Origin of the sequence: Streptomyces sp. NBC_01317 (assembly GCF_035961655.1) — a bacterium.
GTDB lineage: Bacteria > Actinomycetota > Actinomycetes > Streptomycetales > Streptomycetaceae > Streptomyces.
Genome location: NZ_CP108393.1, coordinates 1,985,146 through 2,009,659 on the forward strand (window position 1 = coordinate 1,985,146; position 24,514 = coordinate 2,009,659).

Below are 24,514 nucleotides of genomic sequence, written 5' to 3' on the forward strand. Positions count from 1 at the left end.
CGGCCCGTGGGCCGGGGACGACCGTACGCGGGCCGACGTGACCGCGGCCTTCGGCCCTCCCCCGGCGGGCCGTCAGCCGAAGCGGCCGTTCACGTAGTCCGATGTCCGTTCGTCGCGGGGGCGGTTGAACATGTCCTCCGTCGGGCCGTGTTCGACGATCGCGCCCGGGGTGCCCTGTTCCGCGAGGAAGAAGGCGCAGGAGTCGGAGACGCGGGCCGCCTGTTGCATGTTGTGGGTGACGATGACGATCGTCACCTCGTGTTTCAGGTCGTGGATGGTCTCCTCGATCCGGCGCGTCGAGGTCGGGTCGAGGGCCGAGCAGGGCTCGTCCATCAGCAGGACGCGCGGGCGTACGGCCAACGAGCGTGCGATGCACAGGCGTTGCTGCTGGCCGCCGGAGAGCGCGCCGCCGGGCTGGCGGAGGCGGTCCTTGACCTCGCGCCACAGGCCCGCCTTGGTCAGGCACTCCTCGACCAGGTCGTCCTTGCCGTCCCGGGGGGCCTTGATGCCGTTCAGCTTCAGGCCGGCGAGGACGTTGTCGTACAAGGTCATCGCGGGGAACGGGTTCGGCTTCTGGAAGACCATGCCGATCTCGCGGCGGGCGCGGGTGATGCGCCGGCCCCGGTCGTAGATGTCGTCGCCGTCGAGGAGCACCCGGCCCGCGAGCGAGGCCGAACCGATCAGTTCGTGCATGCGGTTGAGGATCCGCAGGAAGGTCGACTTGCCGCAGCCGGACGGGCCGATGAGGGCGGTGACCTCGCGGGCGGGCATCGTCAGCGAGACCCGGTCGAGCACCTTGTGGTCACCGAACCACGCGGAGATCGCCGACGCCTCCAGCGTGGCGGGGCCGCCGCTGGTCAGACCCCGTACCGGCGGCAGGGCGAGTGTGTCGAGAAGGTCCGGGGTGGTGGTCATCGTCTCGTTCGACTCCTCTGTTCTTATTCTGGGTTTGGACATTCACAGCAGGTTCGGGAGGAGGCGGGTGGCCGCCGACGCGACGGAGAGACCCGTCGCGGCCAGTACGGGCACCGCGCAGATCCAGGTCTGCCAGCGGCCCCACGTCCGGTGCGCCCAGACCGTGAGCAGCGAGGCGGCCAGCAGCACCTGCGACCAGAGGAAGACCGCGAGCCAGGCGCCGCCGTCGCCCGCGAGGGCCTCCTCCGACGCGTCGATCCGCCCGGAGCGCGGCGGGGCGGGCTGTACCGGACCGGTCAACTCGGCGTCCACCCGCAGGAGTCCGGAGGGGGTGTACGCGTCGCCGGTCGCCGTGATGAGTGTCAGGCGGCCCTCGCCCGCGCCGATCGCCGGTGGCAGCGGGTCGCCGGGGTGCCGTACCCCCGTCACCCGGTACACCGCCTTTCCCTGACCGGTCGTCACCTCGACCACCGCCCCGGTGGGAAGCCGGTCGAGATGCACGAACGGAGAGCCGTACCCCCACTGCCTGCCCATGATCAGGGAGGTACCCGCCTGCCCCGGCAGTACGGAGTCGCGGCGGTGTCCGGGCCCGGACATCAGGACGCCCGAGGTGGTGCCCTCGGCCACCACCTCGCGCAGGCCCAGGACGGGGATCTTCAGCAGCGCGACCGGCGCGCCCATCGCGAGCGGCTTGTTGTCGTACGTCCGCTGCCCCACCGGGGCCGTCCCGAGGGCGAGTTGCTTGCGCAGCTCGTCGTACGCCACCTCCTGGTCGCGCGCGTGCTGGAGATGCCCGACGACTGTGAGGCTCGCGACGAAGCCCAGCAGCACGGCCGCCAGGACACAGAGGATCGCGCCCAGCAGCGCGAGCCCCGGTTTGGCGGGCGGCCGGGCCCGGACTGCGGGCTCCGGTCGCTGGGGTGTGGCCGTCGCGAGGGGCGGCGGCGGGGACAGCACGGTCACGGGGGTGCGCTCCTCGCGAGGCGGAGAGGTGAGAGATGAGGTTGAGATGGGGGGGGTGGCTTGTGGCGCGGTTCAGTGCCTCGGAGCCGTGAAGCTCAGCAGGCCCCGGCGCCGTACGAACAGCACACACGCCGCACCCGCCGTCACGAGCGACAGCGCGCCGAGCCCGGCCGCGAGCGCGTCGGTGCCGGTGCTCGCCAGCGAACCCCCGCCGTCGGAGGAACCGCCGCCACCGCCACCGGACGTACCCGCACCGCCGTCGCCGTTCCCGCCGCTGTCCCCACCCGACGTTCCGCCGCCGGTGTCGCTCGGCTCAGGCGTGGGGGTTTCGCTCGGGTCGTCCGACGGGTCCGGGTCCGGGTCGCCCCCGCCCCCGATCGTGAAGGCGAAGGCCACACTGTGACCGTCCGCCGCGTCCTCGGCCAGTGTCAGCGTGTGCTCCCCGTCCACGATGTCCTCGGGGACGGTGAAGGGGTACTTGTCGACCGTGCCGTCGGCGTTCGCGGTCGCGTCGGCGAGCGCCGCCCCGGAGTCGGCGAGAGCGACCTTGACCTTGGCGTCCTTTGCGTAGCCCCGAGCGGTGACGTACACCTTCTGGCCCGCTTCGAGCGTCGGGTTCGGGTCGAGGGTCGTACCGGCCTCGTCGATGACATCGAGGTCGGCGGGCTCCTCCGGGCCCGTGGGCGTACCGCTGGGGCTCGGGGAAGGGGCGGTGACGGGGACGCCGAGCGTGCCGGTCGACTCGGTGAAGGCCTCGGTGTCGTTCGGCGTGAACACCGCTTCGTACAAAGCCGGGTTGGCGTTCGTCGGCAGCGTCGTGCTGATCTTGGCCTTCCCCCCGGCGACCACGGCGGAGCCCAGCTCGGCGGGAGTGCCGTGGGTGCTGCGGAAGACGACCGTTCCGGCCGCGTCCTCAGGCGTCACGGTGGCCGTGAGCTCGATCGCCGCGCCCGCCTCGCCCTTCGCGGGGGTGGCGGTCAGCGCGGTCTGGGTGGGGCGTATCTGCACCAGGCTCCAGGAGCCCGCGGTCACCCGGATGACGGCGCTGAAGTAGCCGTTCACGACGTTGTCCGCGGGCGCGCAGCCCGCCGCCAGCACGTAGTCACCGTCGAGGATCTTCCCGTCGGCGTCCACCCGGTCGATGTAGAGCGCGGCCTCGTCGAGCGAGACGTTGAGCAGCCCGTCCGGGGGCGTCTTCGTGAGGTCCGCCACCACCGGGCCGGCCCCGTCGAAGGGGGCGCCGTCGATGGTCGTCGCGACACGTTCGCGGTACGAGCCGTCCTCGTTGGACAGTTCGACCCGCAGGTTCTGGTACGGCGAGGCCGGGTCGGCCGGCGCCGGGCAGGCCGCGCTCGTGGTGAGGGTCCCGGACAACGCGTCCGCGGTGTTGCCCGTGGCGGGCGCCAGGGTGAACGTACCGATCGGTTCGTCGGCGCGCGCAGGGGTGGACAGCGCCAGCACCGCCGCGAGCATGCCGAAAAGCAGTGCGCAACAGGTCAGCAGGCTGACAGGTGATCTGTGTGGTGCCAGGCGGTACATCTGTTCTCCCCCACGGGATGGTGTCGGTCGTCGGATACGCCGTGGAGCCGGGCACCCTGGGGGTGCCCGGCCGTGGCGCGGTCAGGGAGCGGCGGTGATCAGCGCTCGCCCTTGAGCGTGGTGGAACCGCACGCGGAACCGAGGCCGCCGAAGCCGTAGTTGGCGATGGCGGCGGTGGTCACGGCGTTGCAGACCTTGGACGTCGAGCCGACGAAGGTCGTCGAGATCGGCGAGACGGTCAGCTGGTTGGTGGGGACGACGTTGTAGACGTCGCGCAGGTACGGGAAGCTCGCGTTCAGGGCGGTGCCGACGCGCGGCGCCTGGCCGTTGACCGAGCCGAGCAGCGCGGAGCCGCGGCGGTTCGGGACACCGGCGATGCCCCGGCCCTGGGCGTAGTACTGGGCGACCGAGTACGGCGCGATGTCGCCGGCGGTGTCCAGCACGGTGCCGTCGTTCTCCTGCGAACCGCTGGTGACGCAGGCACCGGGCGTGGTGACGCCGATGGAGCTGAGGAAGAACTGCCGCGTGCCGGAGCTGGCCTGCGGCAGCAGGGGCGTCAGGGCGACGCCGTTGAGCGTGGTGAGCGTGCACTCGTAGACCGACTTCAGCTGCGCCGTCGTCAGGTTCGTGGGCAGACCGCTGCCGCTGCGGTACGCGTAGGAGACCGCGTCCTTGGCGAACGGGATCCAGGTCAGGTCGGTGGTGGTGGTGTCCGCGGGGGTACGGGAGGAGCGGGCGAAGTCGAGGCAGCCCGAGGCGGTGTCGACCGCGGTACGGAGCGCGTCGATGCCGGCCGAGGAGCCGTTGGGCCGGGCGATCACACAACCGGTCGCGCGGGTCTGGATGGTGGCCGTGCCGGTCGCGTTGTACGAGGCGATCGTGGCGCCGCTGTCGACCGTGTTGCCCAGGCCGTTCAGCACGTCCTGGGTGGTGTCGGAGCCGGTGCCCGCGAGGACGCGGACGGACGGCGGGTCGGCGGACGCGGGGGTGGTGAGCAGGCCGAGGCCGAGGGCGGCCGTGCCGACGAGGGCACCGATACGGGCGTAGGACTTGACGTTCACTTCTGTTCTCCTCCGTGGAGCAAGACAGCAAGGAATGGACGTACAAGAAGAATCCGGATTTCGCAGCCACCGACCCGTCGGCCGGCCACCGCAAACCATTCCTTACGGAGCTGCGGACGGCCACCAACTCCGGCAGCGGATCAGGTTACGTGCGCATTGCCTACGCATCTCCAAAAAGATCGGCGAAAGGGAAAAGGAAAGGGAATTCCCGTCCCGGCCGGAACGGGAATTCCTCTCCGAAGAGCCGTCAGTTGTTCACGTGTTCAGGTCGGGCGGTCATGCGTTCAGGGGGACCGGCGCACCGAAAGCCGCAGCAGTACGGGCCCGGCCAGCGCGGCGGCGCCGCCCGCGACGAGCACGCCGAGCAGGGCCCAGCGGATGACGCCCAGCACCCCGCCGGGGGTCACACCGCCCGACTGCGCCACGGTCTTCTTGTCCGCCGCGGAGCCGGCCGCCGGGGTGGACGGCGCGCCGCTCCCGGGCCCGGCGCCGGAATCCTCGCTCGCACCGCCGCCGCTCCCGCCGCCGTCGCCGGAACCGGCCGTACCGCCTCCGGTACCTCCACCGACGCCGCCGGAGCCGGAGCCCGACCCCGACCCGCCGTCCCCGCCGTTCCCCGAGCCCCCGCCCCCGGACGAAGCACCGTCCTCCGGACCGGCGGCGTCCGGGTTGCCCTTCTCCAGCCGGTCCGCCGCGGCCTCGGTCTGCCGCCGGAGCGCGGCCGGCAGCGGTACGTACCCGGGCGGCAGCTCCCCCGGCCCGTACCCGGGCACCTGCCCCTGACCTGCCGCGTACCGCAGCACGCGCGCGTAGTCCTCCCGCACGGGCCTGTCCAGGTCGGTCGACGCGGCCGCGTAGGTCAGCGTGGTCAGCGGATAGGCCCCGCCCTTGGCCTTGCCGGGGTCGGCGGCCTTGACGCCGGGCACGGCCGTGTCCTTCATCGCGCCGACGGCCTTCAGCATCGACGCGTCCGTGGGCTTCACGAACCGGCCGTCGGACGTCCGCAGCGCGGCGACCCCCAGCTGGTAGCGCGCGGCGGAGGCCGTGTCGACGATCCCGTACGCCCGCCGGCTGCCGTGCGTCGGCGGGACGCCGACCAGCTTCACCCCCTCGGGGGCCGAGGTGTCCTGCTCGATGCGGGACTTCCCGCCGTTGCTCCCCCGGCGGACGAAGAGCGCCCCCTGGTGCATGTCCGCCACATAGGGCGCCCAGTCCAGTTGGCCGTACGTGATGTGCTTGCCGTCGCTGGTGAGTTCGGTCTCGGTCGGATCGACCTTGGGGAATTCGACCGGAGCCTTGGAGTCCAGGTCCAGTCCCTTGTAGTACGGATTGACCTTCGTGCCCCACGGATCCGCTTCGCCCTTGAGGAAGGAACGCGCCTCGGGATCGCTCTGGATATACCGCCAGACCATACTGTTCACATCAGAGACATCCCCGATCAGCATGATCGCTCCGGCGTTCGCGAGCGGATTCAGGGCGCCTTCCTTGAATTGGGGATTCAAATTCAGGAATTCCGGGTCCACGACGATCGACGCGGCGTTGCCCACCAGATGCGCGGGGACCTTGGACTCGGCGCCCGTCATCAGCCGCACGTCGTTGATGTAGGACGCGGTGAGGATCTTCGCGAGCAGGCGCGGGGTGAGTTTGATGTCCTGGACCGCGGTCTGGCCCTCGCGCTCCCAGAAGAACCCGACCGTCAGTCCGCTCAGCGCCACCGGCGCGTGCACCACGGGCGCGGCGCCCTTCGGCGCCCTGACCGGGTCGATCGTGAAGGCCAGCCCGGGTGCGGAGTCCGTGGGCTCGGTGATCTGCGACCGCGCGAAGTCCTCGCCGGACTGGCTGAACGTGAACCGGGTCTCCCCGCCGGCGCAGAGCCGGGACTGCCAGGAGGTGATGGCGTCGGTGGCCATCTCCGAGCCGATCATGCGGCGTTCGGCCTTGTCCGGCGCGCAGCCGTCGCCCACGGGCTGGAAGCCCATCGGGAACACCAGCCGCTGGGCCCAGTTGGAGGTGGAGAGCGGGGAGCTCTGCAACATCTGGTTGTTGCCCCCGGTGCCGTCGACGTCGTGCTCGCCGCGCGGCACCACCACCAGCCAGCAGTTCCTGACCTTCTCGGAGGCGCCGGTCCCGAGGCGTTCGCCGCAGCCCAGATGCGGGGCCTCCCGGGCTGTCTGCACCGGGAAGACCAGGTCACCCGTCCCGTCGGCCCGGGTGATGCCGAACAGTTCCTCGTTGGTGTCGAGATTGCTGAAGTACGTGAAGTCGCGGCTGCCGGTCGTGGCGGGTTCGCCGTTGGCCGGGCGGAACGGCACGAAGGACTCGGCGGTGCCGTTGTCGACGTACTCGGTCTCCGCGGGGTCCCCGTCGAGCTGCCGCAGAGCCACCAGGCCGCCGCCCTTGTCCCCCTTCTTCGCCACCCCGAACACACACTGTTCGCGGTCGGGGCCCTTCGGGTCGTCGCCCCAGCACTGCATCACCTGGAGGTAGTTGTACGACGGGTACCCCGTGGTCGGCTTCCCGCCCGTCCAGCTCACCCGTACCCCCTGCGAGCGGAGGTCCTTCGTCTGACCTACCGTCACCTTGAGGCCGGAGAAATCGTCCAGCGTCCCCTTCCTCCCCTGGACGGTGAGCGCCGAGGACGCGCGCTCCTGTCCCGCCGCCTGGGCCTCGTCGCCCGGCGGCAGCGGCAGCACCGCGAGGACCAGGGCTCCGAGCAGCGCGCACACGCCCGCCGCCGTACGGCGGTCGAGTCGCCGGTCCCGCTTGCGCCGGTCAGATCCGCGTCTCATCGCTCGTCCCCTCTGCGTCGCGCCCGCCCGGCCAGTGCGCGGGCCACGACCGGCGGGCCCACGACCACGCCGAGCAGCAGGGCCGCCGAGAGCGCCATCAGCGCGCCGCGCAGGCCCATGGATCCCTCGGACGCCAGGGTGACCGGCGTACCGACCACACTCGCGTCACCCGTCCCCGCCTCGCTGCCCAGCGGTTCACCCGTGTCGGGGTCGACCGCGCCTCCGGCCCCCGTACCACCGGACGCCGCGGCGCCCTCGGAGTCCGGGGAGCCGCCCGTACCGTTCCCGGCGGAGTCCGCGGCGCCACCCGAAGCGGAACTCCCGCCCGTAGCGGTCGCGTTGCCGCCGCTCGCGGTCCCCGAGCCCGAACCACCGCTCGTACCGCCGGAGTTCGTACCACCGCCACCGTTCCCCCGGGCCGCCGGGACGACCGGTGTCTCCTCGCGGGCCGCGCCCGCCGTGCCGGTGGAGCACTGCGTCGGCCCCCGCTTGTCGCACTCCTTGGGGTAAGGAGCCTTCTTCGCCAGCGTGTTGGAGCCGTCGGAGGAGAAGGTGGGGTTGCGGCAGCTGCTGATCTTGATGTCCGCGACCGGCGCGCCCGGGATGCGCCGGACCTGGCTGAAGCCGGCCTGCACCAGGTTCATCGGCAGCGGCGAGTAGCCCAGCTCCTCCGCCTGCTGCTGGCCGTCACAGAGGAAGTAGTTGGCGAAGGTGCCCAGCGACTTGCCCTTGCCGGTCGTGAAGCCGAGTTCCGTGGAGGTCGGGATGATCATGTAGCTGTAGCTGGAGAGCGGGTACGACCTGCGGTCCCGGTTGACGTAGACGCCGTCGAGGATCTGCGTGAGGTAGTTCGGCGAGTTCTTGTTCTCGTTGATACGGGCCTGCTGCAACGCCACCGCGACACTGGACGAGGTCGGCTCGACGTAATACCCCTCGCTGTTCAGCATCTTGGCGACCGGGAAGCCGGTCTTGATCGCGTACGAGTACTCGACGTACGTGATCGCGCCCTCGAAGCTGGACTGCTTGGTGAAGCCGGACACGCCCAGCGAGCCGGACTTGGCGACGGTCGAGGACCCGGGGATCACCGGGTAGTACGACGTCATCCCGCACGGCGTCGACCGGCCCGCCCTGCGGCAGTAGTCGTTCCACAGCGAGCCGTGCTTCTTGGCCATCCAGGTCGTGAACTGGGCCGTCGTACCGGAGCCGTCGGAGCGCACCACGGGGACGACGCGGCGGGCGGGAAGGGTGAGGCCCGGGTTGTCGGCCTTGATCTCCGGCGCGTTCCACATGGTGATCCTGCCGGTGAAGAGCTTGGTGATCACCTCGCCCGACAGCCGCAGATTGGTGACCTTCTTGCCACCGATCTTGAGGTTGTACATGAACGAGGTGCCACCGGCCACGATCGGCATGTACGCGTAGCTGCGTTTGGTCGGCGGCACGTCCGTGGTCCGGCCCTCGGTCAGCCCGTACGGGATCTCCGAGACGCCGAAGTCCGAGACGCCGTTCTTGAACTCCTCCCGGCCCACCGAGGAGCCGGACGCCGAGAAGTTCACGGTCAGCCCGATGTTGGCGCCGATGTTGCGCCGCCACTGGTCCAGCGCGTTCGAGCTCCAGGTCGACCCCGAACCGCTGAGCTTCGTGTACGACTCGGCCCACGCCGGTGGATGGACGGCGGCCAACGCGCAGGCCAGCGCCGCGAGCAACACGAGCGTGCGGGTGAGCGGTGCGGCTCTCACTGGGAACTCCCTGGATCTGTAACGGATTTCGGGGCGGCGTGCGCCCTGTCACGCGCGGCGAACCGCTCGGCGTCCTTGCGGGACGCCTGGACGCGGCGGTGCTCCTGGCCGCGGCTGAGCCGGCCGGAGTTACGGCCGCCGATCACCCGCGCGAGGATGAACAGCAGCAGGACCAGGGTCATGAGGGCCGCCGCCGTGCCGAAACCCCGGGCGATCATGGTGGGTTCCGGCGACTTGACGAACTCGAAGACGGCCAGCGGGAGCGAGACCTGCGGCCCGTTGAAGGGGTTCGCGTTCAACTCGGCGGTGAATCCGGCCGTCAGCAGCACCGGGGAGGTCTCCCCGACGCCCCGCGCCGTACCGAGGATCACCGCCGTGGTCAGTCCGGACCGGGTGGTGGGCAGGACCACGTGCCACACCGTGCGCCAGCGCGACGTACCAAGGGCGTACGACGCCTCGCGCAGGGTGCCGGGGACGAGCCGGATGACCACGTCGGAGGCCCGGATGATGATCGGCAGCATCATCACCGCGAGCGCGAGCGAGGCCGCGAACCCGGACCGGCCGAGGCCGAGCGTCAGGATCACCGTGGCGTAGATGAAAAGGCCGGCGACGATCGACGGCAGCGCGGTCATCGCCTCCACCACCGTCCTGACCAGCCGGGCGAACCGTCCGGGCACCTCGTTGAGGAAGACCGCGCAGACCAGGCCGACGGGGACGGTGAAGGCGAGCGCCAGCGCGATCTGCTCCAGCGTCCCGACGACCGCGTGCAGGACGCCCCCGGCGGACAGGGGGTCGAGCGGGCCCGCCGTGCGCATGTCCTCGGTGTAGAAGTTCAGGTGCGGCAGCGCCTCCCGGCCCTCGAAGAGGGTGTAGACGACCACGAACACCAGCGCCACGAGCATGAGCAGCGCGAGGCTCTGGATCACCACCCCGGCCACCTTGTCGCGGACGGCGGGTCCCGACTCGTCGAACGACACGAGGAGCGCGTACACGCCGAGGAACAGGAGGTACGCGACCACGACGAAGCCCACGAGGCCGTTGAAGGGCAGCAGCCGGGTGAAGAGCAGGCCGGTGAGCGCGAACGACGCGGCGGCGGCCCCCACCAGCGCGTACACATCACTGCCGCGCGTCAGTGAGGTGTCACGGCGGCGCTCGCCCAACGGGTCGGCGGGCGGCGGGCGTTCGGCGGCCAGGGTGGTGCGCGGGCGCGGAGGTGCTGTGGTCATGACGGGGATTCCCTACTCGCTCGCCGCGCCGGAGCGGCTGCGGGCGACGATGGAGGACGCGGCGAAGTTGACGACGAGGGTCATCAGGAAGAGCGCCAGGCCGGCTGCCATCAGCGCGGACATGCCGAACTCGCTGGCTTCTCCGTACCGCAGGGCGATCAGTGAGGAGATCGAGCTGGTGCCGCTCTGGAGCACGTGCCACTGGATGTCGAAGATCGGCGAGATGACGAGATAGACACCGATGGTCTCGCCGAGCGCCCGGCCGAGCCCGAGCATGGTCCCGCCGATCATGCCGCCCTTGCCGAACGGCAGGACGACGCTGCGGATCATGCCCCAGCGGGTGGCGCCGAGCGCGTACGAACCCTCCCGCTCGCCCACCGGGGCCTGCGAGAACACCTCACGCATCACCGAGCAGACGATGGGCGCGACCATGAGCGCGACCACGATGCCGGCGATCAGGGTGGAGGAGGCGTAGACGGTCGCGTTGGCGAGCGGGTCGCGCGGGTCGGCGCCGTCGACGGCGAAGAACGGGATCCAGCCGAAGTACGTGGAGATCCAGCGGGCCGTGCCGAGGACCTGGTTCTGGAAGAAGAACAGCCCCCACAGCCCGTAGACCACGGAGGGCACGGCGGCCATCAGGTCGACCACACCGATGAGGGTCTGCCGGATGCGGGGCGGGGCGTACTCCGAGATGTAGAGCGCGCCCCCCACCGCGAGCGGTACGGCGACCAGGATCGCCACCAGGGCGATGAGGACTGTTCCCACCAGCACGGCCGCGATGCCGAAGCGCCCGGCGTCCGGCTCCCAGGTCTCGGTGGTCAGGAAGGACCAGCCGGCCCGGGAGAGCGCCTGCCAGGCGCGGTAGAGCAGGAAGCCGCCGACCAGGAGCATCACGGCGAGCACAAATCCGCCGCCGGAGCGGGCGACACCACGGAAGATCCGGTCCGGCAGCCCTGGGTCCGCGAACAGGCGTCTGGGCCCTTCGGACCCCTCCCCGGGGCGCACTTCGATGTGTGTCGTCACACCGGTCACCCTCGGGGCGCGTCATTGACACGTGTGCTCAGGTGTGTGAACGAGGTGTGCCCTAGGGGCAACTTCCGTTCATCTCTGACACTTTGCCTCCCCCGACTCCTTTAAATCTGCCAACTCCTGTTTCAGAGCGGCGAATTGCCCGAGCAGCCCGACGAACCGGCCCAGCGCCGCCCGGCAGGTGGAGTACCTCTCGTACGTACGTGAGGACGCCGCGACGGCCGTTCCGTCGGGCATGCGTAACCACCAGGCCCACCCGTCACCGCCCGGTCCGTGATGAACGCCTCCGGCCGCCTTGTCCGCCTGGGCGCACATCTCGCCGAACGCCCGCGCGCAGGCCCGGCTGTCCGTGAAGCTGGCCGCGGACACCCCGACCACCCGGCCGTTGTGCGCGATGAGCCGCCAGCCGAACCCGCCCGCCGGATCGGTGTCGATCTGACACCGCGCCCCGCCCACGGCGGCTCTGCCTAACTCGTCCGATCGCTTCATGACCTTCAGCTCCCCCCGCCCTTCCCGGGGTTGGGAACGGCAGGAGCAACTTATTGAGACGAGCGGGACAGTTGCGGTTTCAATCGATCACCGGCCGAACACTTCACTCGAATGTTGCCCCTATGTCCCCATGCGGACTCCTGACGCCGGGCCGGGGAACGTCCCGGAGGGGCGGCCCCACCGGCGAATCCGCCCTCGTCAGCGTCGGTTCGGCGAAGACTCCCGCCGGCCCTCCGGCCGCCCCTTGCCGTTCTCGGGGCGCCGGGTGAGCACGAGCGGGCCGGTCTCGGTGATGGCGACGGTGTGTTCGGAGTGAGCGGTGCGCGAGCCGTCGGCCGAGCGGATCGTCCAGCCGTCCGGGTCATAGACGATCTTGTTGGTGCCGGCCGCGAACCAGGGCTCGATCGCGAGCGTCAGGCCGGGCCGCAGCTTCCAACCACGGCCTGGCCGGCCGTCGTTGGGAATGTGCAGGTCCTCGTGCATCGTGCGGCCGATACCGTGACCGCCGAACTCCAGGTTGACCGGGTACCCGTACGACGCGGCGACCCCGCCGATGGCCGCCGAGATGTCCCCGAGCCGGTTGCCCGGCCGCGCGACCTCGATCGCGGCTTCCAGGGCGACCTCGGTGGCCTCGATCAGCCGCAGATCCCCGGCGGCCGGGGTGCCGACGACGACGGAGTGGGCCGAGTCCGCGGCCCAGCCGTCGACACGTACCGCCATGTCCATGGTCAGAAGGTCCCCGTCGCGCAGCTTGTAGCTGTGGGGCAGTCCGTGCAGGACGGCGTCGTTGACCGAGAGGCACACCACGTTACGGAACGGGCCCTTGCCGAACGAGGGCGCGTAGTCCCAGTAGCAGGACTCCGCGCCGCGCTCCTTGATCCGGCGGCGGGCGTGATGCTCCAGGTCCAGCAGGTTGACCCCCACGGCGGCCAGGTCACCCAGCTCGGCCAGCACCTGGCCGAGGAACTGTCCAGTGACATGCATGCGCTCGATGTCTTGGGGAGATTTGAGCTCGATCACTGCATTCCTCGATTTCTCCGGGGCACCCTCCGGCCCACTGGCAGGTATATTTATACCAGCCAGGGAGGATGGTTGCCGCCACACACCCGCCCACCTAGCATGAGCGCATGGTTCGCTACCCGCTCGCCCCCGAACAGATCGAGGCGGGCCGACGCCTCGGAGCGGCGTTGCGCGCCGCCCGAGCCGGACGCAGCCCCGTCGAAGTGGCCCTGGCGGCGGAGATCTCACCGGAGACCCTCCGCAAGATCGAAACGGGCCGCCTGCCGACCCCCGCGTTCGGCACGATCGTCCGCCTCAGCGAGGTTCTGGACGTACCCCTGTCGGACCTCGCCCTCGTCTGGCGCACCGACCCCGCCCTGAGCGAGGCGTCCTAGAACCCTTCGCCCCGCGGTGCCTACGACGGGGCGCACACCATGAGGTAGCCGTCGACGCGTGTGATCTTGTCCGAGTCGGGGGCGTCGGGCAGGGGACGGCCGAGGTCGCGGGCGCGGACCTCCCCGATCCACCGGTCGTGCTGGTACTCATGGTTGATGATCGTGGTCAGCAGGTGCCCGGCCACGACGGCGAGCTGCCGGGGTGCGCCGACCCGGCCCTCGCTGATGTCCGTCATACGGCGGTGGACGCTCTCGGCGACGGCGGCGCGGAACGCGGACAGCCTTTCCAGTTCCGGCAGTTGTCCCCGGCCACGCTCGGGAGTCGCCGAATCCATCAGCGCGTCCAGCGCCGGGTCTGGACTCGGTTCCGCGGCGGTCAGGTTGCGGACCATGAAGTGGGCGACGTGGGCCTGGTGTCCTACGTGCCATCCGATGGCGCTGGAGTCGTCGTGCGGGCGCCACAGCACTTCGTCCGGGGCGAGATCGGTCCACAGCTGGTCGGTGTAGGCGCGGGCGCGGTCGTACTCACGCAGCAGCTCTTCGATGTCGAACATGGCGGTCGGTCTGCCTTTCGGACGGCGGTGGTGGACGGGCCGACGGCGTGCGTGCCGCGAAGAACGGCGGCGCCCGCGCGCTCCACTTGTCGATCTACCTTCTGGTAGGTAGCGTAACCGTATGAGTACGATGACGCGCACACAGCTTCTCGACGCCGCCACGTCCGTGGTGCGGCGGCGGGGCTACGCCGCGTTCAGCTACGCGGATCTCGCGGAGGCGGTCGGGATCAGGAAGCCGAGCGTCCACCATCACTTTCCGACGAAGGCGGATCTGGCTCTGGAGATGGTGTCGCGGTACAGCGGCGACTTCATGGCCCGGCTGCGGTCGGCGCAGCAGGGGTCCGTGGAACAGCGGTCCGCCGGGCAGGGCGGACCGGGCGCCGTGAGACTGCTGGAGTTCTACGCGGGTCTGTACCGCGAAGGACTGGAGGACGGTCAGGCGTGCTTGTGCGCGACGCTGGCGGCGGAGGCGGAAGCGGTCCCGGAGGAGGCCCGCCGGGCCGTGGCGCGGTTCTTCGCCGCGAACGTCGACTGGCTGACCGGTCTCGTCGCCCAGGGCATCGCGTCCGGCGAGCTGGCGGCGATCCCGGATCCCGGGCAGGCGGCGCGCGGATTCCTCTCGGCGGTGCAGGGAGCGATGTTCACGGCCCGCGCCCTGGGTGACGTGTCCTACTTCGACGGTGTCGCCGCCTCGGCCGTCGAGGGGTTGCGTCCGCGCGCGGCGCACTGACGGAGCACGGAGCGGCGGAGCGTAGAGGCCGGCGGAGCGGAGAGGGCGGGGAACGGAGAGGGTGGCGGTGCCGTGAACATCGAAGGACTGCGGTACGCGCGAGCGGTCTCCCAGACCAAGTCGTTCAGCGCCGCCGCCCGCGCCTACGGAGTGACCCAGCCCGCGCTGTCCAACGGGATCGCGCGCCTGGAGGAGGAGTGGGGTCTGAAGCTGTTCGACCGGTCCCCGCGCGGGGTCAGGCCCACCGCGCACGGGGCGCGGATCCTGCCGCTGGTGGAGCGGGCTCTGTCCGCCTTGGACTCCGTCAGCGCGGAGGCCCGGCGTCTGGCGGACCCGGCGCCGGAGACCATCCGCGTGGGCGTCTCACCGCTGATCGGACCGGACCTCGTCGCCCGCGCCTTCGACGCGGCCCGCGCCCTCGGCCCGCCGCGCGCCGTGGTCCTGCGGGAGGCCGACAGGGAGGACCTGGAAGCCGGTCTGACGGCCGGGGACCTGGACGTCGTCCTGATCCCCGCGGTGCGGCCGATGCCACGGTTCCAGCACCGGGTCGTCCACCGCGAGCCGGTCGTAGTCGTCGACCCCTCCGCCACGATCGCGGACACGCCGCTGGAACTGGAAGCCGCGGCGGACGCGTCGTACATCCTCGTGCCCGACACCTGCGGACTGACGGCCTTCACCACCGCGCTCTTCCACGACCGGGGCCTGCCCCTGCGCCGCTATCCCGGCGAGGCGTCGGACTACCGGGTGCTGGAGGAATGGGCCGGCCTCGGCCTGGGCGCCGCCCTGCTCCCCGCGTCGAAGGTCTCCGGTACGCATGCCTCGTGCCGGCCGCTGGTGCGCTCCGGCCGGCCCGTGGAGATCCGGTACGAAGCCGTGTGGAGCCGCGACACACCGCTGAGCGCCGACCTCGCGCGGCTCGTCTCCCTGCTCGCCACCGAACCGGCCCCGCCGGACCTGCCGCCCCCGCCCCTCAGCCCGCCTCTCGGCCAGTAGCAGCCGCTATGGCCCCATCACCGAGGAGCGTCTACCCGAGCGGACACGGACGACGTAGCGTCGAGACGTACCGCCCGGCACCTACCAACTAGTAGATAGAGAGAATCATGAGCCAGGACTTCGGCGGCAAGAAGCTCATCGTGATCGGCGGCACCAGTGGCATGGGGCTGGAGGCGGCGCGCCTCGTGATGCTGGAAGGCGGCACGGCCGTCGTCGTCGGCCGCGACCCCCAGGTGGCGGCCTCGGCCGCCCGGGTGCTGGAGAAGCTCGGCACGGTGGACACCCTCACGGCCGACCTCACCCGGACAGAGGACGTCCACGCCCTCCGCGAGCGGCTGACCCAGGAGCACGCCGACGCGGAGCTGCTGGTGAACGCGGCCGGTGTCTTCACCCCGAAGCCCTTCTGGGAGCACACGGAGGAGGACTACGACCGCTACCACGCCTTCAGCAAGGCGGCGTTCCTGCTCACCCAGACCGTCACCGCGAACATGGCGGAGACCGGTGCCGGGGGCGCCGTCGTCAACATCGGTTCCATGTGGGCCCATCAGGCCGTCGCGGCCACCCCGTCCTCCGCCTACTCCATGGCCAAGGCCGGTCTCCACGCGCTCACCCAGCACCTGGCCATGGAACTCGCCCCGCACCACATCCGCGTCAACGCGGTGGCGCCGGCCGTCGTCAGGACCCCCATCTACGAGGCGTTCATCGCCAAGGACCAACTGGACGAGGTACTGGACTCGTTCGACGCCTTCCACCCCGCCGGCCGCACCGGAACACCGACCGACGTCGCTGCCACCATCCGTTTCCTCCTCTCCCCTCACGCGGCCTGGGTCACCGGCGCCGTCTGGAACGTGGACGGCGGCGTGATGGCCGGACGCAACTGACGTACGGGCCCGTTGCCGCCCCCGCCCCACGACCCTGAACGGAAGATTCGTACGGCACTCCTCAACGGTGTCAGCACCACCGCCCTCCAGAACACGGTCGAAGCGATACAGAGCGACCGGGCCCTCGGCCACGTGACCTCACCGCCAACGCGGCCGCGCGCGGCATCGAACTGCGCGGATTCCGGGTGCACTTGGAGTCCGACTTCAGCCTGAGCGGCTTCCGACACCCTGACGCGGAGTGTGGAAGTGACCACCCATCTGACCTCCTACTCCGCGGCGGAAGCCACGGACGACGACTCGGCCGACCCGGCCGAAGGGCACGAGTCTCCCGGCCGACAGTCGGCGCGGAGCGTCTCGCGGAGGAGTTCGCCGAAGCGGGCGGGGTGGGTGGTCAGCCCGATGTGGCCGCCGGGGAAGTGCACGAGGTCCGTGCCGAGGCGGTCGGCCAGGAGTGCGGCCGGGCGGTACGCCAGTTCGCCGCGCGAGTCCTCGCCCGCGGCGAGTACGAGCTGGTCCGACAGCGCCTCCAACCGGTCCACGTCCGGGGTGTAGGACATGAAGGCGGGAACGATGCGCCCGACGAAGTAGGGCAGTCCGGCCATCGTCTGTTCGGCCCTCGCCGCCGCCTGCGGCGGAAGCTCGACCTCGGCCTTGACCTGCACCTCGGCCTCCGCCTCGCCCTCCGCCTTCGGCTCGGCGGCGTCGCCGTCCCCCTTCAACCCCGCCGCGAACACGGCCATCGCCGGCATGAGCCCTTCCGTACGGAGCGTCTCCCCCACCCGCGCGAGCAGCCGGCGATGCTCGGCCGCGTCCGGCAGGACCATCACCACCGGAGGCTCGTGCACGACGACCCGTTCGACGCGTTCGGGACGGGTGGTCAGCAGGTGCAGGGCGGCGATCCCGCCCGAGCTGGCGCCGAAGACCCGGGCGGGCTCACCGGGCGACAGCAGTTCCAGCAGCCGATACGCGTCGTCGGCGTGCTCGGCCACACTCTGCCCGGCCTCGGGGTCGTCCAGCGTGCTCCGGGCCATGCCGCGCGGATCGTACGTGGCGACGGTGTATTCGCCGGCGAGACCGGCGGCCAGGTCACCGAGGGAGGCCGCGCCGCCCGTCCCGCCGGGGATCAGCAGCAGAAACGGCCCGTGGCCACGGACTTCGTAGTGCAGAGTCGCGCCGTTCACACGCAGGCTGCCGACGGTCGGGGCGGTCATGAGGGGTCTCCTTCGAGGGACGGCCAGTGCTCCAGGAGGACGTGCAGGGCATCGAGGGCGCGAAGCCAGGACTGCTGCGGCGCGCGCCGGTGCGCGAATCCACCCGCGGCCTCCAGCGCGACAAACCCGTGGAACGTGCTGCGCAGCAACCGGACGGCGTCGGTCAGGTCCGGCTCGGCCAGTCCGTAACCACGCAGCATGCTGTACGTCAGCTCCACCGCGCGCCGCGGTCCCGGCGCCTCGGCGGCCAGCTCCGGGTCGATCCGGATCGAAGCCTGCGTCGCCGCGTAGCGGCCCGGATGCCGGTGGGCGTACTCCCGCCAGGCGTCGGCGAACGCGACCAGCGCGTCCTTGCCCGACCGCCCGGCGGTCGCCTCCGCGATACGGATGGTCTTCTCGTCCGCCGCGAGCAGCGCGATCCGCCCGCGCAGATCCTCCAGACCGCGGACGTACGTGTAGAGACTCGCGTCCTTCACGCCGAGCCGCCGCGCGACCCGCGACATGCTCACCTGATCGAGCCCGACCTCGTCCGCCACCTCGGCGCCCGCGACCGTCACCCGCTCCACCGTCAGCCCGGCCCGCGCCATGCGCCGCCCTCCCCGCTCTCCACATCATCCTAGGGGTCCTAGTTTTAACCTAGGACCCCTAGGCGGCGCAAGCGGTCCGGGCCTGTCACGGACGACGGGTGCCCGGGGCGGCCTCTTCGAGGTCGGCGATGCTCCCCGACATGATCGTCCGCACATGGCCGGTGATGTGCTCCGCGGGCCAGTCCCACCAGGCCACCGCGAGCAGCCGGGCCACGTCGTCCTCGCTGTACCGCGTGCGCACCAGGGTCGCCGGGTTGCCGCCGACGATTCCGTAGTCGGGCACGTCCTTCGTCACCACCGCGCCGGAGGCGATGACCGCGCCGTGCCCGATCCGTACGCCGGGCATCACCGTCGTGCCGTATCCGAACCAGACGTCGTTCCCGACCACGGTGTCGCCCCGGTTCGGCAGCCCGGTGAGGAGATCGAAATGATCGGCCCAGGAGCCGCCCATCGTCGGGAAGGGGAACGTGGACGGGCCGTCCATGCGGTGGTTGGCGCCGTTCATGAGGAACCGCACTCCGGTGCCCAGTGCGCAGAACTTGCCGATGACCAGCCGTTCAGGACCGTAGTGGTAGAGCACGTTGCGCGTCTCGAAGGCGGTGGGGTCGTCCGGGTCGTCGTAGTAGGAGTACTCCCCGACCTCGATCAGCGGGGACGTCACCAGCGGCCTGAGCAGCACCACCCTCGTCTGGTCGGGCATCGGATGAAGCACGGACGGATCGGCGGGCAGGCCGGCGGGCACGGGCATGGTGAACAATCCCCAGGGGTCGCGTGTCGGTGACCGGCCCTATGATCGCGGCACCGCGCCGGGGAGCACACCGATTTACGCGACCCGTCAGTCCCTGCCGCCTCCGCCGTCGCTCGGCCACGTGCCCGTCGCCCGCTCGATCGCCTTGGCTCCTGACCGGTCGACCGCACTCCGTACCACCGCGAAGATCGCGCCCTGGACCGCGGCCGCCAGCAGGACCTCGCCCCAGCCGCGATCGCGGTCCAGGGCGTCCGGGGCGTCGTCCTCGTGGCGCAGGACCTTCCAGGTCTGCTGGAAGGCGAGTCCCGCCAGGGCGCCGCCCGCCCAGCCGAGGACAAAGCCGACGGGCTTGTACGCGAGGGTGAGTTTCCGCTTCTTCTTCGTCACTCCGGACGGATGCCCGCGCGGAGCGGAAGCACACGGAGCGGCCCGCCCTGAACCGGGAGCCGGCTCCGTCCGTGCAGTGAGGTGACATGCTCATGGCCACGATGAGAGGGACCTCACCCGCTATGAACAGACCGCAGTCACTCCGCCGCGCCCGCCGCGCGAGCACCCTCCTCGCTCTGACGCTCACCACCGCCCTGCTGACACCGGCCGTGTCGCAGGCGGAATCCCGGGCGGAATCGCAGACCGGCTCTCGGACCGTTTCCCGGGCCACGTCCGCCGCCGCGACCACCCAGGTCGTCACCTGGGGCGCGAGCGCCGACCGGCTCGACGCGGCGGTGGCCGGGCGGACGCACCGCCTCGTCATCCGCACCAGCGCGGGCGGCAGCGCCCTGCGGATCCGCCTCTCCAACGCCTTCGGTGAGCAGCCGGTCACCTTCGGCCGCGCCTACGTCGGGGTACGCGCGTCCGGGGCCGCCGTCGCGCCCGGTACGAACCGGGCCCTGACCTTCGGCGGGGCGGCGGCCGTCACCGTACCGGCCGGCGGGTCGGTGTACAGCGACCCGCTGCCCGGTACGGTACGGGCGCAGGCCGATCTCGCGGTGAGCATCTACGTCCAGAGCGCGGCCGGTACCGCGACCGGTCACCAGATGGGCCGTCAGACCTCGTACATCGCACCCGCCGGCAACCACGCGGCGGCCGAGGCGGCCACGGCCTACACGCAGACCACGGGCTTCCGTTACTACCTCGACGCCGTGGTCGCCGACGCACCGGCGGGCACCGGAGCGGTGGTCGCCCTGGGCGACTCGATCACGGACGGTTCGAACTCCACGCCGGACACCAACCGCCGCTGGCCGGACCTGCTGTCGGCCCGTCTCCAGGCCACCACGGGCACCACCCTCAAGGGCGTGGCCAACGAAGGCATCTCCGGCAACAAGGTGCTGACCGACGGCGCCGGGGTGAGCGCGCTGAAGCGGCTGGACCGGGACGTCCTGTCCCAGCGGGGTCTGCGTACGGTGATCCTGCTCGAAGGCGTCAACGACATCAAGGCCAACCCGGCCCCGACGGCCGCCCAGTTGATCACCGCGTACCGGCAGATCATCGACCGGACCCGGGCGAGGGGCGCGTGTGTCGTGGGCGCGACCGTCATGCCGTACGAGGGCTGGCCCGAGTGGAACGCGAACGGTGAGGCCATCCGCCAGGAGGTGAACCGCTTCATCCGCAGCGGCGCGTTCGACGCGGTGGTCGACTTCGACGCGGCGATACGGAATCCCGCGGCGCCGACGAAGATGCTCCCGGCGTACGACGCGGGCGATCACCTGCACCCGAACGACGCGGGGATGAAGCTGATGGCGGACACGGTGAACGTGAACGCCCTGGGGTGCTCACGCTAGAAGCACACTCCGACGCGGGGCGGCGGCGTCCACCGGCACGGTCCGGCCGAGGCCGGGTCGGACGCCGCCGCCCTCGCCCCGGCCCGTCATGACCGGGGCCCGGGGTTCTCCTGAAGGGCCGGGCCGCGCCGAATCTGGCTCTCGGCGGTCGCCACGATCGTCTCGGTGACGTCCCGGGGTTCCCAGCCCAGCACCGAGCGGGCCTTCTCGTTGCTGATGACGGGAATCCGGCCCTGCAAGGTCGCCGCGTCCCGCAGCGCGGGCTGCGTCTTCGCGGCCTCCCGTACCTGCTCGATGGTCAGTTCGGCGGAGGGCAGCAGGGCGGCAGCGGCGGGGAAGTGCTCCCGCAGGATCCGCGCCATGCCGAAGAAGCTGACCGACGCGCCGCTGACGGCGATGAAGCGCTCGCCCGCCGCCTCGGGACGCAGCATGGCCCGCAGGTGCAGGTCCACGACGTCCCGTACGTCCACCACACCGAAATACATGACCGGCACCGTCGGCATCTGCCCGGTCAGCATGCCCCGTACCAGGCCGAGCGAGCCGGAGGGCCGGTCGCCCAGCTGCGGGCCGAAGATGCCGGTGGGGTTGATGACCACCAACTCGACCCCTCCGTGCGTACGGACATCGCTCCAAGCCGCACGCTCCGCCAGGACCTTCGACTTGTGGTAGGCGGGCAGGCCCGCGGTGTCCGGATCGGTCCAGTCCGCCTCGGTGTAGTGGTTGTCGGGCCTGAGCGTGTAGCCGACGGCGGCGTACGAGGACGTCATCACGACCCGGGGGACCCCGGCCTTGCGAGCGGCGGAGATGACGCGCAGCGCACCGTCACGGGCGGGCAGGATGAGTTCGTCCTCCGTGTCGGGCGGTGTGGACGGGAAGGGTGAGGCGTGGTGAAGGACATGTCCGGCGCCCTCCATGGCCCGGTCCCACCCGGCGTCGGTACGGAGGTCGGCGACGGCGAACTCCAGCCGGTCCGCCGGGTCGACCCCGGCGTCCCGCAACGCCGCCAGCACCCCGGCCCGCTGTCCGGGCTCCCGGACCGTCACCCGGGTCCGGTAGCCCTCGCGCAGCAGCCGGGCGACGGAGTGACCGCCGAGAAAGCCCGTACCACCGGTGACCAAGACAGTTTCCATACCAGTGAGCCCCTCAATAGGAGAATTTTTCTACTACCTGTATGACGTCGTCGACCGCCCGCTTCTCCGCCTCGGCGTCCCCACGGACGCGGGCGTCCCACAGGTCCGCCTTCCGCCGCAGATAGGTGAGGCGCAGCTGGAGTTGCTCGATGTCGGCGGCCAGCTTCCGCGCCTGCGCGGCGAACAGCTCCTGCTGGTCGGCGGCGGCAGCGGCCCCCTGCGCCAGCAGGTCCAGGTAGCGGCGCATCCCGCTCACCGTCATCCCCGCCGAACGCAGGCACGACAGTGCCTCGATGCGGGCCGCGGTGTCCGGCTCGTACCGGCGATGACCGCTGGACTCGTCCCGGCCGACCGTTCCCAGCAGGCCGATCTTCTCGTAGTAGCGCAGCGTGGGTTCGCTGAAACCCGACCGCCGCGCCATCTCCTGAATGGTCAGACCCACTGCTTGCTCTCCGGTCGCTGCCGTCATGAGAGAAGCCTCCGATACTTGAAGCGCTTGAAGTCAAGCCCGCGTGCGCGAAGCATCGCCCATCGGTACGGACACCACGCAGAAAGCCCCTGAGCCGCAGCTCAGGGGCGCTCCCGCCGGAAATTCAGCCGCCGAACGGCTCCACACGCCGGCTCCCCACACCGTTCAGGGCGTGACGACCGCACCGTCGTAGACGTGGTCGGGGGTGGCGACCGCCGTGACCGCGCGGGCGACGAGGGTGGACGGCTCCTGACCGTCCACGGTCGAGTCCGTGTTGATCATGATCACCAGGGTGGCCTTCTCCGAGGGCAGATACACGGTCACCGTCTCGTACCCCGGGATGGAGCCGTTGTGCCCGATCCATCCGTTGGTCTCGAAGATGCCGAGACCGTACGTGGTGCCGGGGAAGCCGGTCGGCAGCGTCTTGAGGCGTTGCGCCTGGGTCTGCGGGCTGAGCAGTTTTCCGGTGGCGACGACGTCCGCCCAGCGGCGCAGGTCGTGCAGGTTCGAGATCATCGCCCCGGCGGCCCAGGCCCAGCTGGGATTCCAGTCCGTGGCGTCGGCGACCGCTCCGCTCAGCGTCTGGTCGGTGTACCCGTGCGGGTGCGGTTCGGGGAACTCGGTTCCGTACGGGAACAGCGTGGCGTGCAGGCCCGCCGGGCGGAGCACCCGCCGGTCGATGACGTCCGCGAGCCGGTGACCGGTCACCTTCTCGATCACCAGGCCGAGCAGGACCAGGTTGGTGTTCGAGTACTCGAACCGCGCACCCGGCGCGAAGGTGTTCGCGTGCCTGAATCCGTACGCGAGCACCTCGTGCGGGGTGAAGAAACGCTCCGGGTCGCTCAACAGGGCCTGGGTGAAGTCCGCGTCGGAGGTGTACGGGAACAGGCCGCTGCGCATCTCGGCGAGCTGACGGAGCGTGATCCGGTGACCGTCCGGCACACCGTGGACGTAGCGGGAGATCGGGTCGTCCAGGCGGATCCGGTGGTCGTCCACGAGCTGGAGCAGCGCGGTGACGGTGAAGGTCTTGGTCTCGCTGCCGATCCGTACGAAGGGGTCGACGGTCATCGGCTCGCGGGTGACGGTGTCGGCGACGCCGGTAGCCCGGACGTAACTTCCCTTACCCGGCATCCACAGGCCGACAACAACCCCGGGAATGGCCGCCTGCCGACGGGTGTCCTCGATCGCCTTGTCGAGCCGGGCGGTCAGCTCGGGGCCGAGACCACCGGCCGGGCGCGGGTCCGCCTCGCTCCCCTCGCTCCCCTCGCTCCCCTCGTGCCGGTCGGCGGTCACGGCACGGACGGTCGTGGTCTGGACGGTCACGGCGGGGGCCGCCGTCACCGGAATCAGCACGGATGCCACGAACAGCGTCGCGGCGAGCAGCCGGCGGCGGGGAGTGCGTCGCATACCGTGGCACCTCTTCCGGTCGGGGCAAGGACGGCCCCACACCACCACCGGCACCCCTCACGGAGACCCGGCTTCCGGACGTGTTCCGCCGAATCCACCCGTTCGGAGCCGTAACGCCGTACCGCCACACCGTTACACCGGCAGACCGGCACACCGCTACCAGGGCACCTCACCGTTCTCGTCCTGGAAGGTCCCCGTCGGGCCGTCCGCGTCGAGAGTCGCGAAACGTACGACGACCCTGGCGCTCTCCTCCGGCGTCCTGCCGATTCCGAACGCCGCGGTCAGGTCGGTCGCCGTGGTGCCGGGCTCGACCGCGTTGAACCTGATGCCCGGCTCGGACTTGGCGTACTGGACCGTGAGCATGGTGGCCGCGGCCTTGGACGCGGAGTAGAGGGCCAGCGGCAGGTGGTACTCCGGCCGGTCCGGATGGGTCACCGCCCAGAAGGACCCGGCGCTGCTGGAAACGGTGACCACGGTCGGGTTCGAGGACCTGCGCAGGAGAGGAAGCGCCGCCTCCGTGACCCGTACGAGCCCCACCGCGTTGGTGTCGAAGGCCCGGAGCGCCGTGGGACCGTCGGCGACTCCGTCTCCCAGGATGCCCGCGTTGTTCACCAGGACGTCGAGCCGGCCCTCGGCCGCGTCGATCGCCGCCAGCGCGTCGCGCACGGACGTGTCGTCGGTCACGTCGAGTTGCACAAATCGCGCACCGAGCGCCGCCGCGGCCTTCTCGCCGCGCTCGGCGTCACGAGCGCCTATATAGACCACGTGGCCCAAGGCCAGAAGCTGCCTGGCGGTCTCGAAGCCGATGCCTTTGTTGGCGCCGGTGATCAGTGTGATGGTCATGCGAATCCTCGCGAGGTAAGTGATTCAAGTGGCCCGTCGGCT

General features: G+C 70.9%; 24 protein-coding genes. 5 read left to right on the forward strand and 19 right to left on the reverse strand.

Annotated features, from left to right (window positions below; all coding sequences use genetic code 11):
* Positions 1-72 precede the first annotated feature (72 nt).
* From OG349_RS08305 to map, 10 genes are all read right to left on the reverse strand, one after another.
* Positions 73-957, reverse strand: coding sequence for a phosphate ABC transporter ATP-binding protein (locus tag OG349_RS08305; protein WP_327234005.1), 885 nt, complete (start codon positions 955-957; stop codon positions 73-75).
* Positions 958-1,878 (reverse strand): sortase, encoded by a 921-nt coding sequence (locus OG349_RS08310; protein WP_327234006.1) that lies wholly within the window; start codon positions 1,876-1,878, stop codon positions 958-960.
* Positions 1,879-1,950: 72 nt separating this feature from the next.
* Positions 1,951-3,351, reverse strand: a complete 1,401-nt coding sequence (locus OG349_RS08315; RefSeq protein WP_327234007.1) for a hypothetical protein — start codon at positions 3,349-3,351, stop codon at positions 1,951-1,953.
* Between the two features lie 164 nt (positions 3,352-3,515).
* A complete protein-coding gene (locus tag OG349_RS08320) occupies positions 3,516-4,478 on the reverse strand; it encodes a hypothetical protein (RefSeq protein ID WP_327234008.1) in 963 nt (320 codons plus the stop codon).
* 284 nt (positions 4,479-4,762) lie between these two features.
* A complete protein-coding gene (locus OG349_RS08325; protein ID WP_327234009.1) occupies positions 4,763-7,267 on the reverse strand; it encodes a hypothetical protein in 2,505 nt (834 codons plus the stop codon).
* Positions 7,264-9,003, reverse strand: coding sequence for a phosphate ABC transporter substrate-binding protein PstS (locus OG349_RS08330; RefSeq protein ID WP_327234010.1), 1,740 nt, complete (start codon positions 9,001-9,003; stop codon positions 7,264-7,266). The genes OG349_RS08325 and OG349_RS08330 overlap by 4 nt, the downstream gene beginning before the upstream one ends.
* Positions 9,000-10,229: a phosphate ABC transporter permease PstA gene (gene pstA / locus OG349_RS08335; RefSeq protein WP_327234011.1), complete on the reverse strand. Its 1,230-nt coding sequence runs from the start codon at positions 10,227-10,229 to the stop codon at positions 9,000-9,002. Before pstA ends, OG349_RS08330 begins: the two co-directional genes overlap by 4 nt.
* 12 nt (positions 10,230-10,241) lie before the next feature.
* Positions 10,242-11,252, reverse strand: a complete 1,011-nt coding sequence (gene pstC / locus OG349_RS08340) for a phosphate ABC transporter permease subunit PstC (protein WP_327234012.1) — start codon at positions 11,250-11,252, stop codon at positions 10,242-10,244.
* Positions 11,253-11,330: 78 nt separating this feature from the next.
* Positions 11,331-11,747, reverse strand: a complete 417-nt coding sequence (locus tag OG349_RS08345) for a hypothetical protein (RefSeq protein WP_327234013.1) — start codon at positions 11,745-11,747, stop codon at positions 11,331-11,333.
* Positions 11,748-11,945: 198 nt separating this feature from the next.
* A complete protein-coding gene (gene map / locus OG349_RS08350; protein ID WP_327234014.1) occupies positions 11,946-12,767 on the reverse strand; it encodes a type I methionyl aminopeptidase in 822 nt (273 codons plus the stop codon).
* A gap of 107 nt (positions 12,768-12,874) precedes the next feature.
* Between map and OG349_RS08355 the strand changes: the two genes are divergently transcribed.
* Positions 12,875-13,141, forward strand: a complete 267-nt coding sequence (locus OG349_RS08355; RefSeq protein WP_161309755.1) for a helix-turn-helix domain-containing protein — start codon at positions 12,875-12,877, stop codon at positions 13,139-13,141.
* A 20-nt stretch (positions 13,142-13,161) separates the two neighbouring features.
* Here the strand turns inward: OG349_RS08355 and OG349_RS08360 are convergent, their stop codons facing one another.
* Positions 13,162-13,695, reverse strand: a complete 534-nt coding sequence (locus tag OG349_RS08360; protein WP_327234015.1) for a DinB family protein — start codon at positions 13,693-13,695, stop codon at positions 13,162-13,164.
* A gap of 121 nt (positions 13,696-13,816) precedes the next feature.
* Here OG349_RS08360 and OG349_RS08365 point away from each other — a divergent pair, with 121 nt between their 5' ends.
* The 3 genes from OG349_RS08365 (at position 13,817) to OG349_RS08375 (ending at position 16,299) form a co-directional block, all read left to right on the forward strand.
* Positions 13,817-14,425 carry a TetR/AcrR family transcriptional regulator gene (locus tag OG349_RS08365; RefSeq protein ID WP_327234016.1) on the forward strand — a complete coding sequence of 203 codons (609 nt, stop codon included), beginning with the start codon at positions 13,817-13,819 and terminating at the stop codon, positions 14,423-14,425.
* 72 nt (positions 14,426-14,497) lie between these two features.
* Positions 14,498-15,418 carry a LysR family transcriptional regulator gene (locus tag OG349_RS08370; protein WP_327234017.1) on the forward strand — a complete coding sequence of 307 codons (921 nt, stop codon included), beginning with the start codon at positions 14,498-14,500 and terminating at the stop codon, positions 15,416-15,418.
* 107 nt (positions 15,419-15,525) lie between these two features.
* Positions 15,526-16,299, forward strand: a complete 774-nt coding sequence (locus tag OG349_RS08375; protein WP_161309751.1) for an SDR family NAD(P)-dependent oxidoreductase — start codon at positions 15,526-15,528, stop codon at positions 16,297-16,299.
* Positions 16,300-16,565: 266 nt separating this feature from the next.
* On the opposite strand, the gene OG349_RS08380 is transcribed toward OG349_RS08375, so the two are convergent.
* From OG349_RS08380 to OG349_RS08395, 4 genes are all read right to left on the reverse strand, one after another.
* Positions 16,566-17,510, reverse strand: coding sequence for an alpha/beta fold hydrolase (locus tag OG349_RS08380; RefSeq protein ID WP_327234018.1), 945 nt, complete (start codon positions 17,508-17,510; stop codon positions 16,566-16,568).
* Positions 17,507-18,097 carry a TetR/AcrR family transcriptional regulator gene (locus OG349_RS08385; protein WP_327234019.1) on the reverse strand — a complete coding sequence of 197 codons (591 nt, stop codon included), beginning with the start codon at positions 18,095-18,097 and terminating at the stop codon, positions 17,507-17,509. The genes OG349_RS08380 and OG349_RS08385 overlap by 4 nt, the downstream gene beginning before the upstream one ends.
* An 85-nt stretch (positions 18,098-18,182) precedes the next feature.
* Positions 18,183-18,845: a CatB-related O-acetyltransferase gene (locus OG349_RS08390; protein WP_327234020.1), complete on the reverse strand. Its 663-nt coding sequence runs from the start codon at positions 18,843-18,845 to the stop codon at positions 18,183-18,185.
* An 87-nt stretch (positions 18,846-18,932) separates the two neighbouring features.
* A complete protein-coding gene (locus OG349_RS08395) occupies positions 18,933-19,232 on the reverse strand; it encodes a DUF4235 domain-containing protein (RefSeq protein WP_327234021.1) in 300 nt (99 codons plus the stop codon).
* 122 nt (positions 19,233-19,354) lie between these two features.
* Between OG349_RS08395 and OG349_RS08400 the strand changes: the two genes are divergently transcribed.
* Positions 19,355-20,623, forward strand: coding sequence for an SGNH/GDSL hydrolase family protein (locus OG349_RS08400; RefSeq protein WP_327234022.1), 1,269 nt, complete (start codon positions 19,355-19,357; stop codon positions 20,621-20,623).
* 86 nt (positions 20,624-20,709) lie between these two features.
* Here OG349_RS08400 and OG349_RS08405 read toward each other — a convergent pair whose 3' ends face one another.
* The 4 genes from OG349_RS08405 to OG349_RS08420 all read right to left on the reverse strand — a co-directional run bounded on the left by OG349_RS08405 (position 20,710) and on the right by OG349_RS08420 (position 24,472).
* Entirely contained in the window at positions 20,710-21,753 is a 1,044-nt protein-coding gene (locus OG349_RS08405; RefSeq protein ID WP_327234023.1) for an NAD-dependent epimerase/dehydratase family protein, read from the reverse strand.
* Positions 21,754-21,766: 13 nt separating this feature from the next.
* Positions 21,767-22,222: a MerR family transcriptional regulator gene (locus OG349_RS08410; RefSeq protein WP_327234024.1), complete on the reverse strand. Its 456-nt coding sequence runs from the start codon at positions 22,220-22,222 to the stop codon at positions 21,767-21,769.
* 165 nt (positions 22,223-22,387) lie between these two features.
* On the reverse strand, positions 22,388-23,629 hold the full coding sequence (locus OG349_RS08415) for a serine hydrolase domain-containing protein (RefSeq protein ID WP_327234025.1): 1,242 nt from the start codon (positions 23,627-23,629) through the stop codon (positions 22,388-22,390).
* Positions 23,630-23,785: 156 nt separating this feature from the next.
* On the reverse strand, positions 23,786-24,472 hold the full coding sequence (locus OG349_RS08420; RefSeq protein WP_327234026.1) for an SDR family NAD(P)-dependent oxidoreductase: 687 nt from the start codon (positions 24,470-24,472) through the stop codon (positions 23,786-23,788).
* Between the last annotated feature and the right edge of the window lie 42 nt (positions 24,473-24,514).

Bases quoted from the DNA above. Each gene is read 5' to 3' on its own strand.
- OG349_RS08305 (WP_327234005.1), bottom strand. From the start codon at position 957: ATGTCCAAACCCAGAATAAGAACAGAGGAGTCGAACGAGACGATGACC.
- OG349_RS08315 (WP_327234007.1), bottom strand. From the start codon at position 3,351: ATGCTCGCGGCGGTGCTGGCGCTGTCCACCCCTGCGCGCGCCGACGAA.
- OG349_RS08325 (WP_327234009.1), bottom strand. From the start codon at position 7,267: ATGAGACGCGGATCTGACCGGCGCAAGCGGGACCGGCGACTCGACCGC.
- pstA (WP_327234011.1), bottom strand. From the start codon at position 10,229: ATGACCACAGCACCTCCGCGCCCGCGCACCACCCTGGCCGCCGAACGC.
- OG349_RS08345 (WP_327234013.1), bottom strand. From the start codon at position 11,747: ATGAAGCGATCGGACGAGTTAGGCAGAGCCGCCGTGGGCGGGGCGCGG.
- OG349_RS08355 (WP_161309755.1), top strand. From the start codon at position 12,875: ATGGTTCGCTACCCGCTCGCCCCCGAACAGATCGAGGCGGGCCGACGC.
- OG349_RS08360 (WP_327234015.1), bottom strand. From the start codon at position 13,695: ATGTTCGACATCGAAGAGCTGCTGCGTGAGTACGACCGCGCCCGCGCC.
- OG349_RS08365 (WP_327234016.1), top strand. From the start codon at position 13,817: ATGAGTACGATGACGCGCACACAGCTTCTCGACGCCGCCACGTCCGTG.
- OG349_RS08375 (WP_161309751.1), top strand. From the start codon at position 15,526: ATGAGCCAGGACTTCGGCGGCAAGAAGCTCATCGTGATCGGCGGCACC.
- OG349_RS08380 (WP_327234018.1), bottom strand. From the start codon at position 17,510: ATGACCGCCCCGACCGTCGGCAGCCTGCGTGTGAACGGCGCGACTCTG.
- OG349_RS08385 (WP_327234019.1), bottom strand. From the start codon at position 18,097: ATGGCGCGGGCCGGGCTGACGGTGGAGCGGGTGACGGTCGCGGGCGCC.
- OG349_RS08390 (WP_327234020.1), bottom strand. From the start codon at position 18,845: ATGCCCGTGCCCGCCGGCCTGCCCGCCGATCCGTCCGTGCTTCATCCG.
- OG349_RS08400 (WP_327234022.1), top strand. From the start codon at position 19,355: ATGAACAGACCGCAGTCACTCCGCCGCGCCCGCCGCGCGAGCACCCTC.
- OG349_RS08405 (WP_327234023.1), bottom strand. From the start codon at position 21,753: ATGGAAACTGTCTTGGTCACCGGTGGTACGGGCTTTCTCGGCGGTCAC.
- OG349_RS08410 (WP_327234024.1), bottom strand. From the start codon at position 22,222: ATGACGGCAGCGACCGGAGAGCAAGCAGTGGGTCTGACCATTCAGGAG.
- OG349_RS08415 (WP_327234025.1), bottom strand. From the start codon at position 23,629: ATGCGACGCACTCCCCGCCGCCGGCTGCTCGCCGCGACGCTGTTCGTG.
- OG349_RS08420 (WP_327234026.1), bottom strand. From the start codon at position 24,472: ATGACCATCACACTGATCACCGGCGCCAACAAAGGCATCGGCTTCGAG.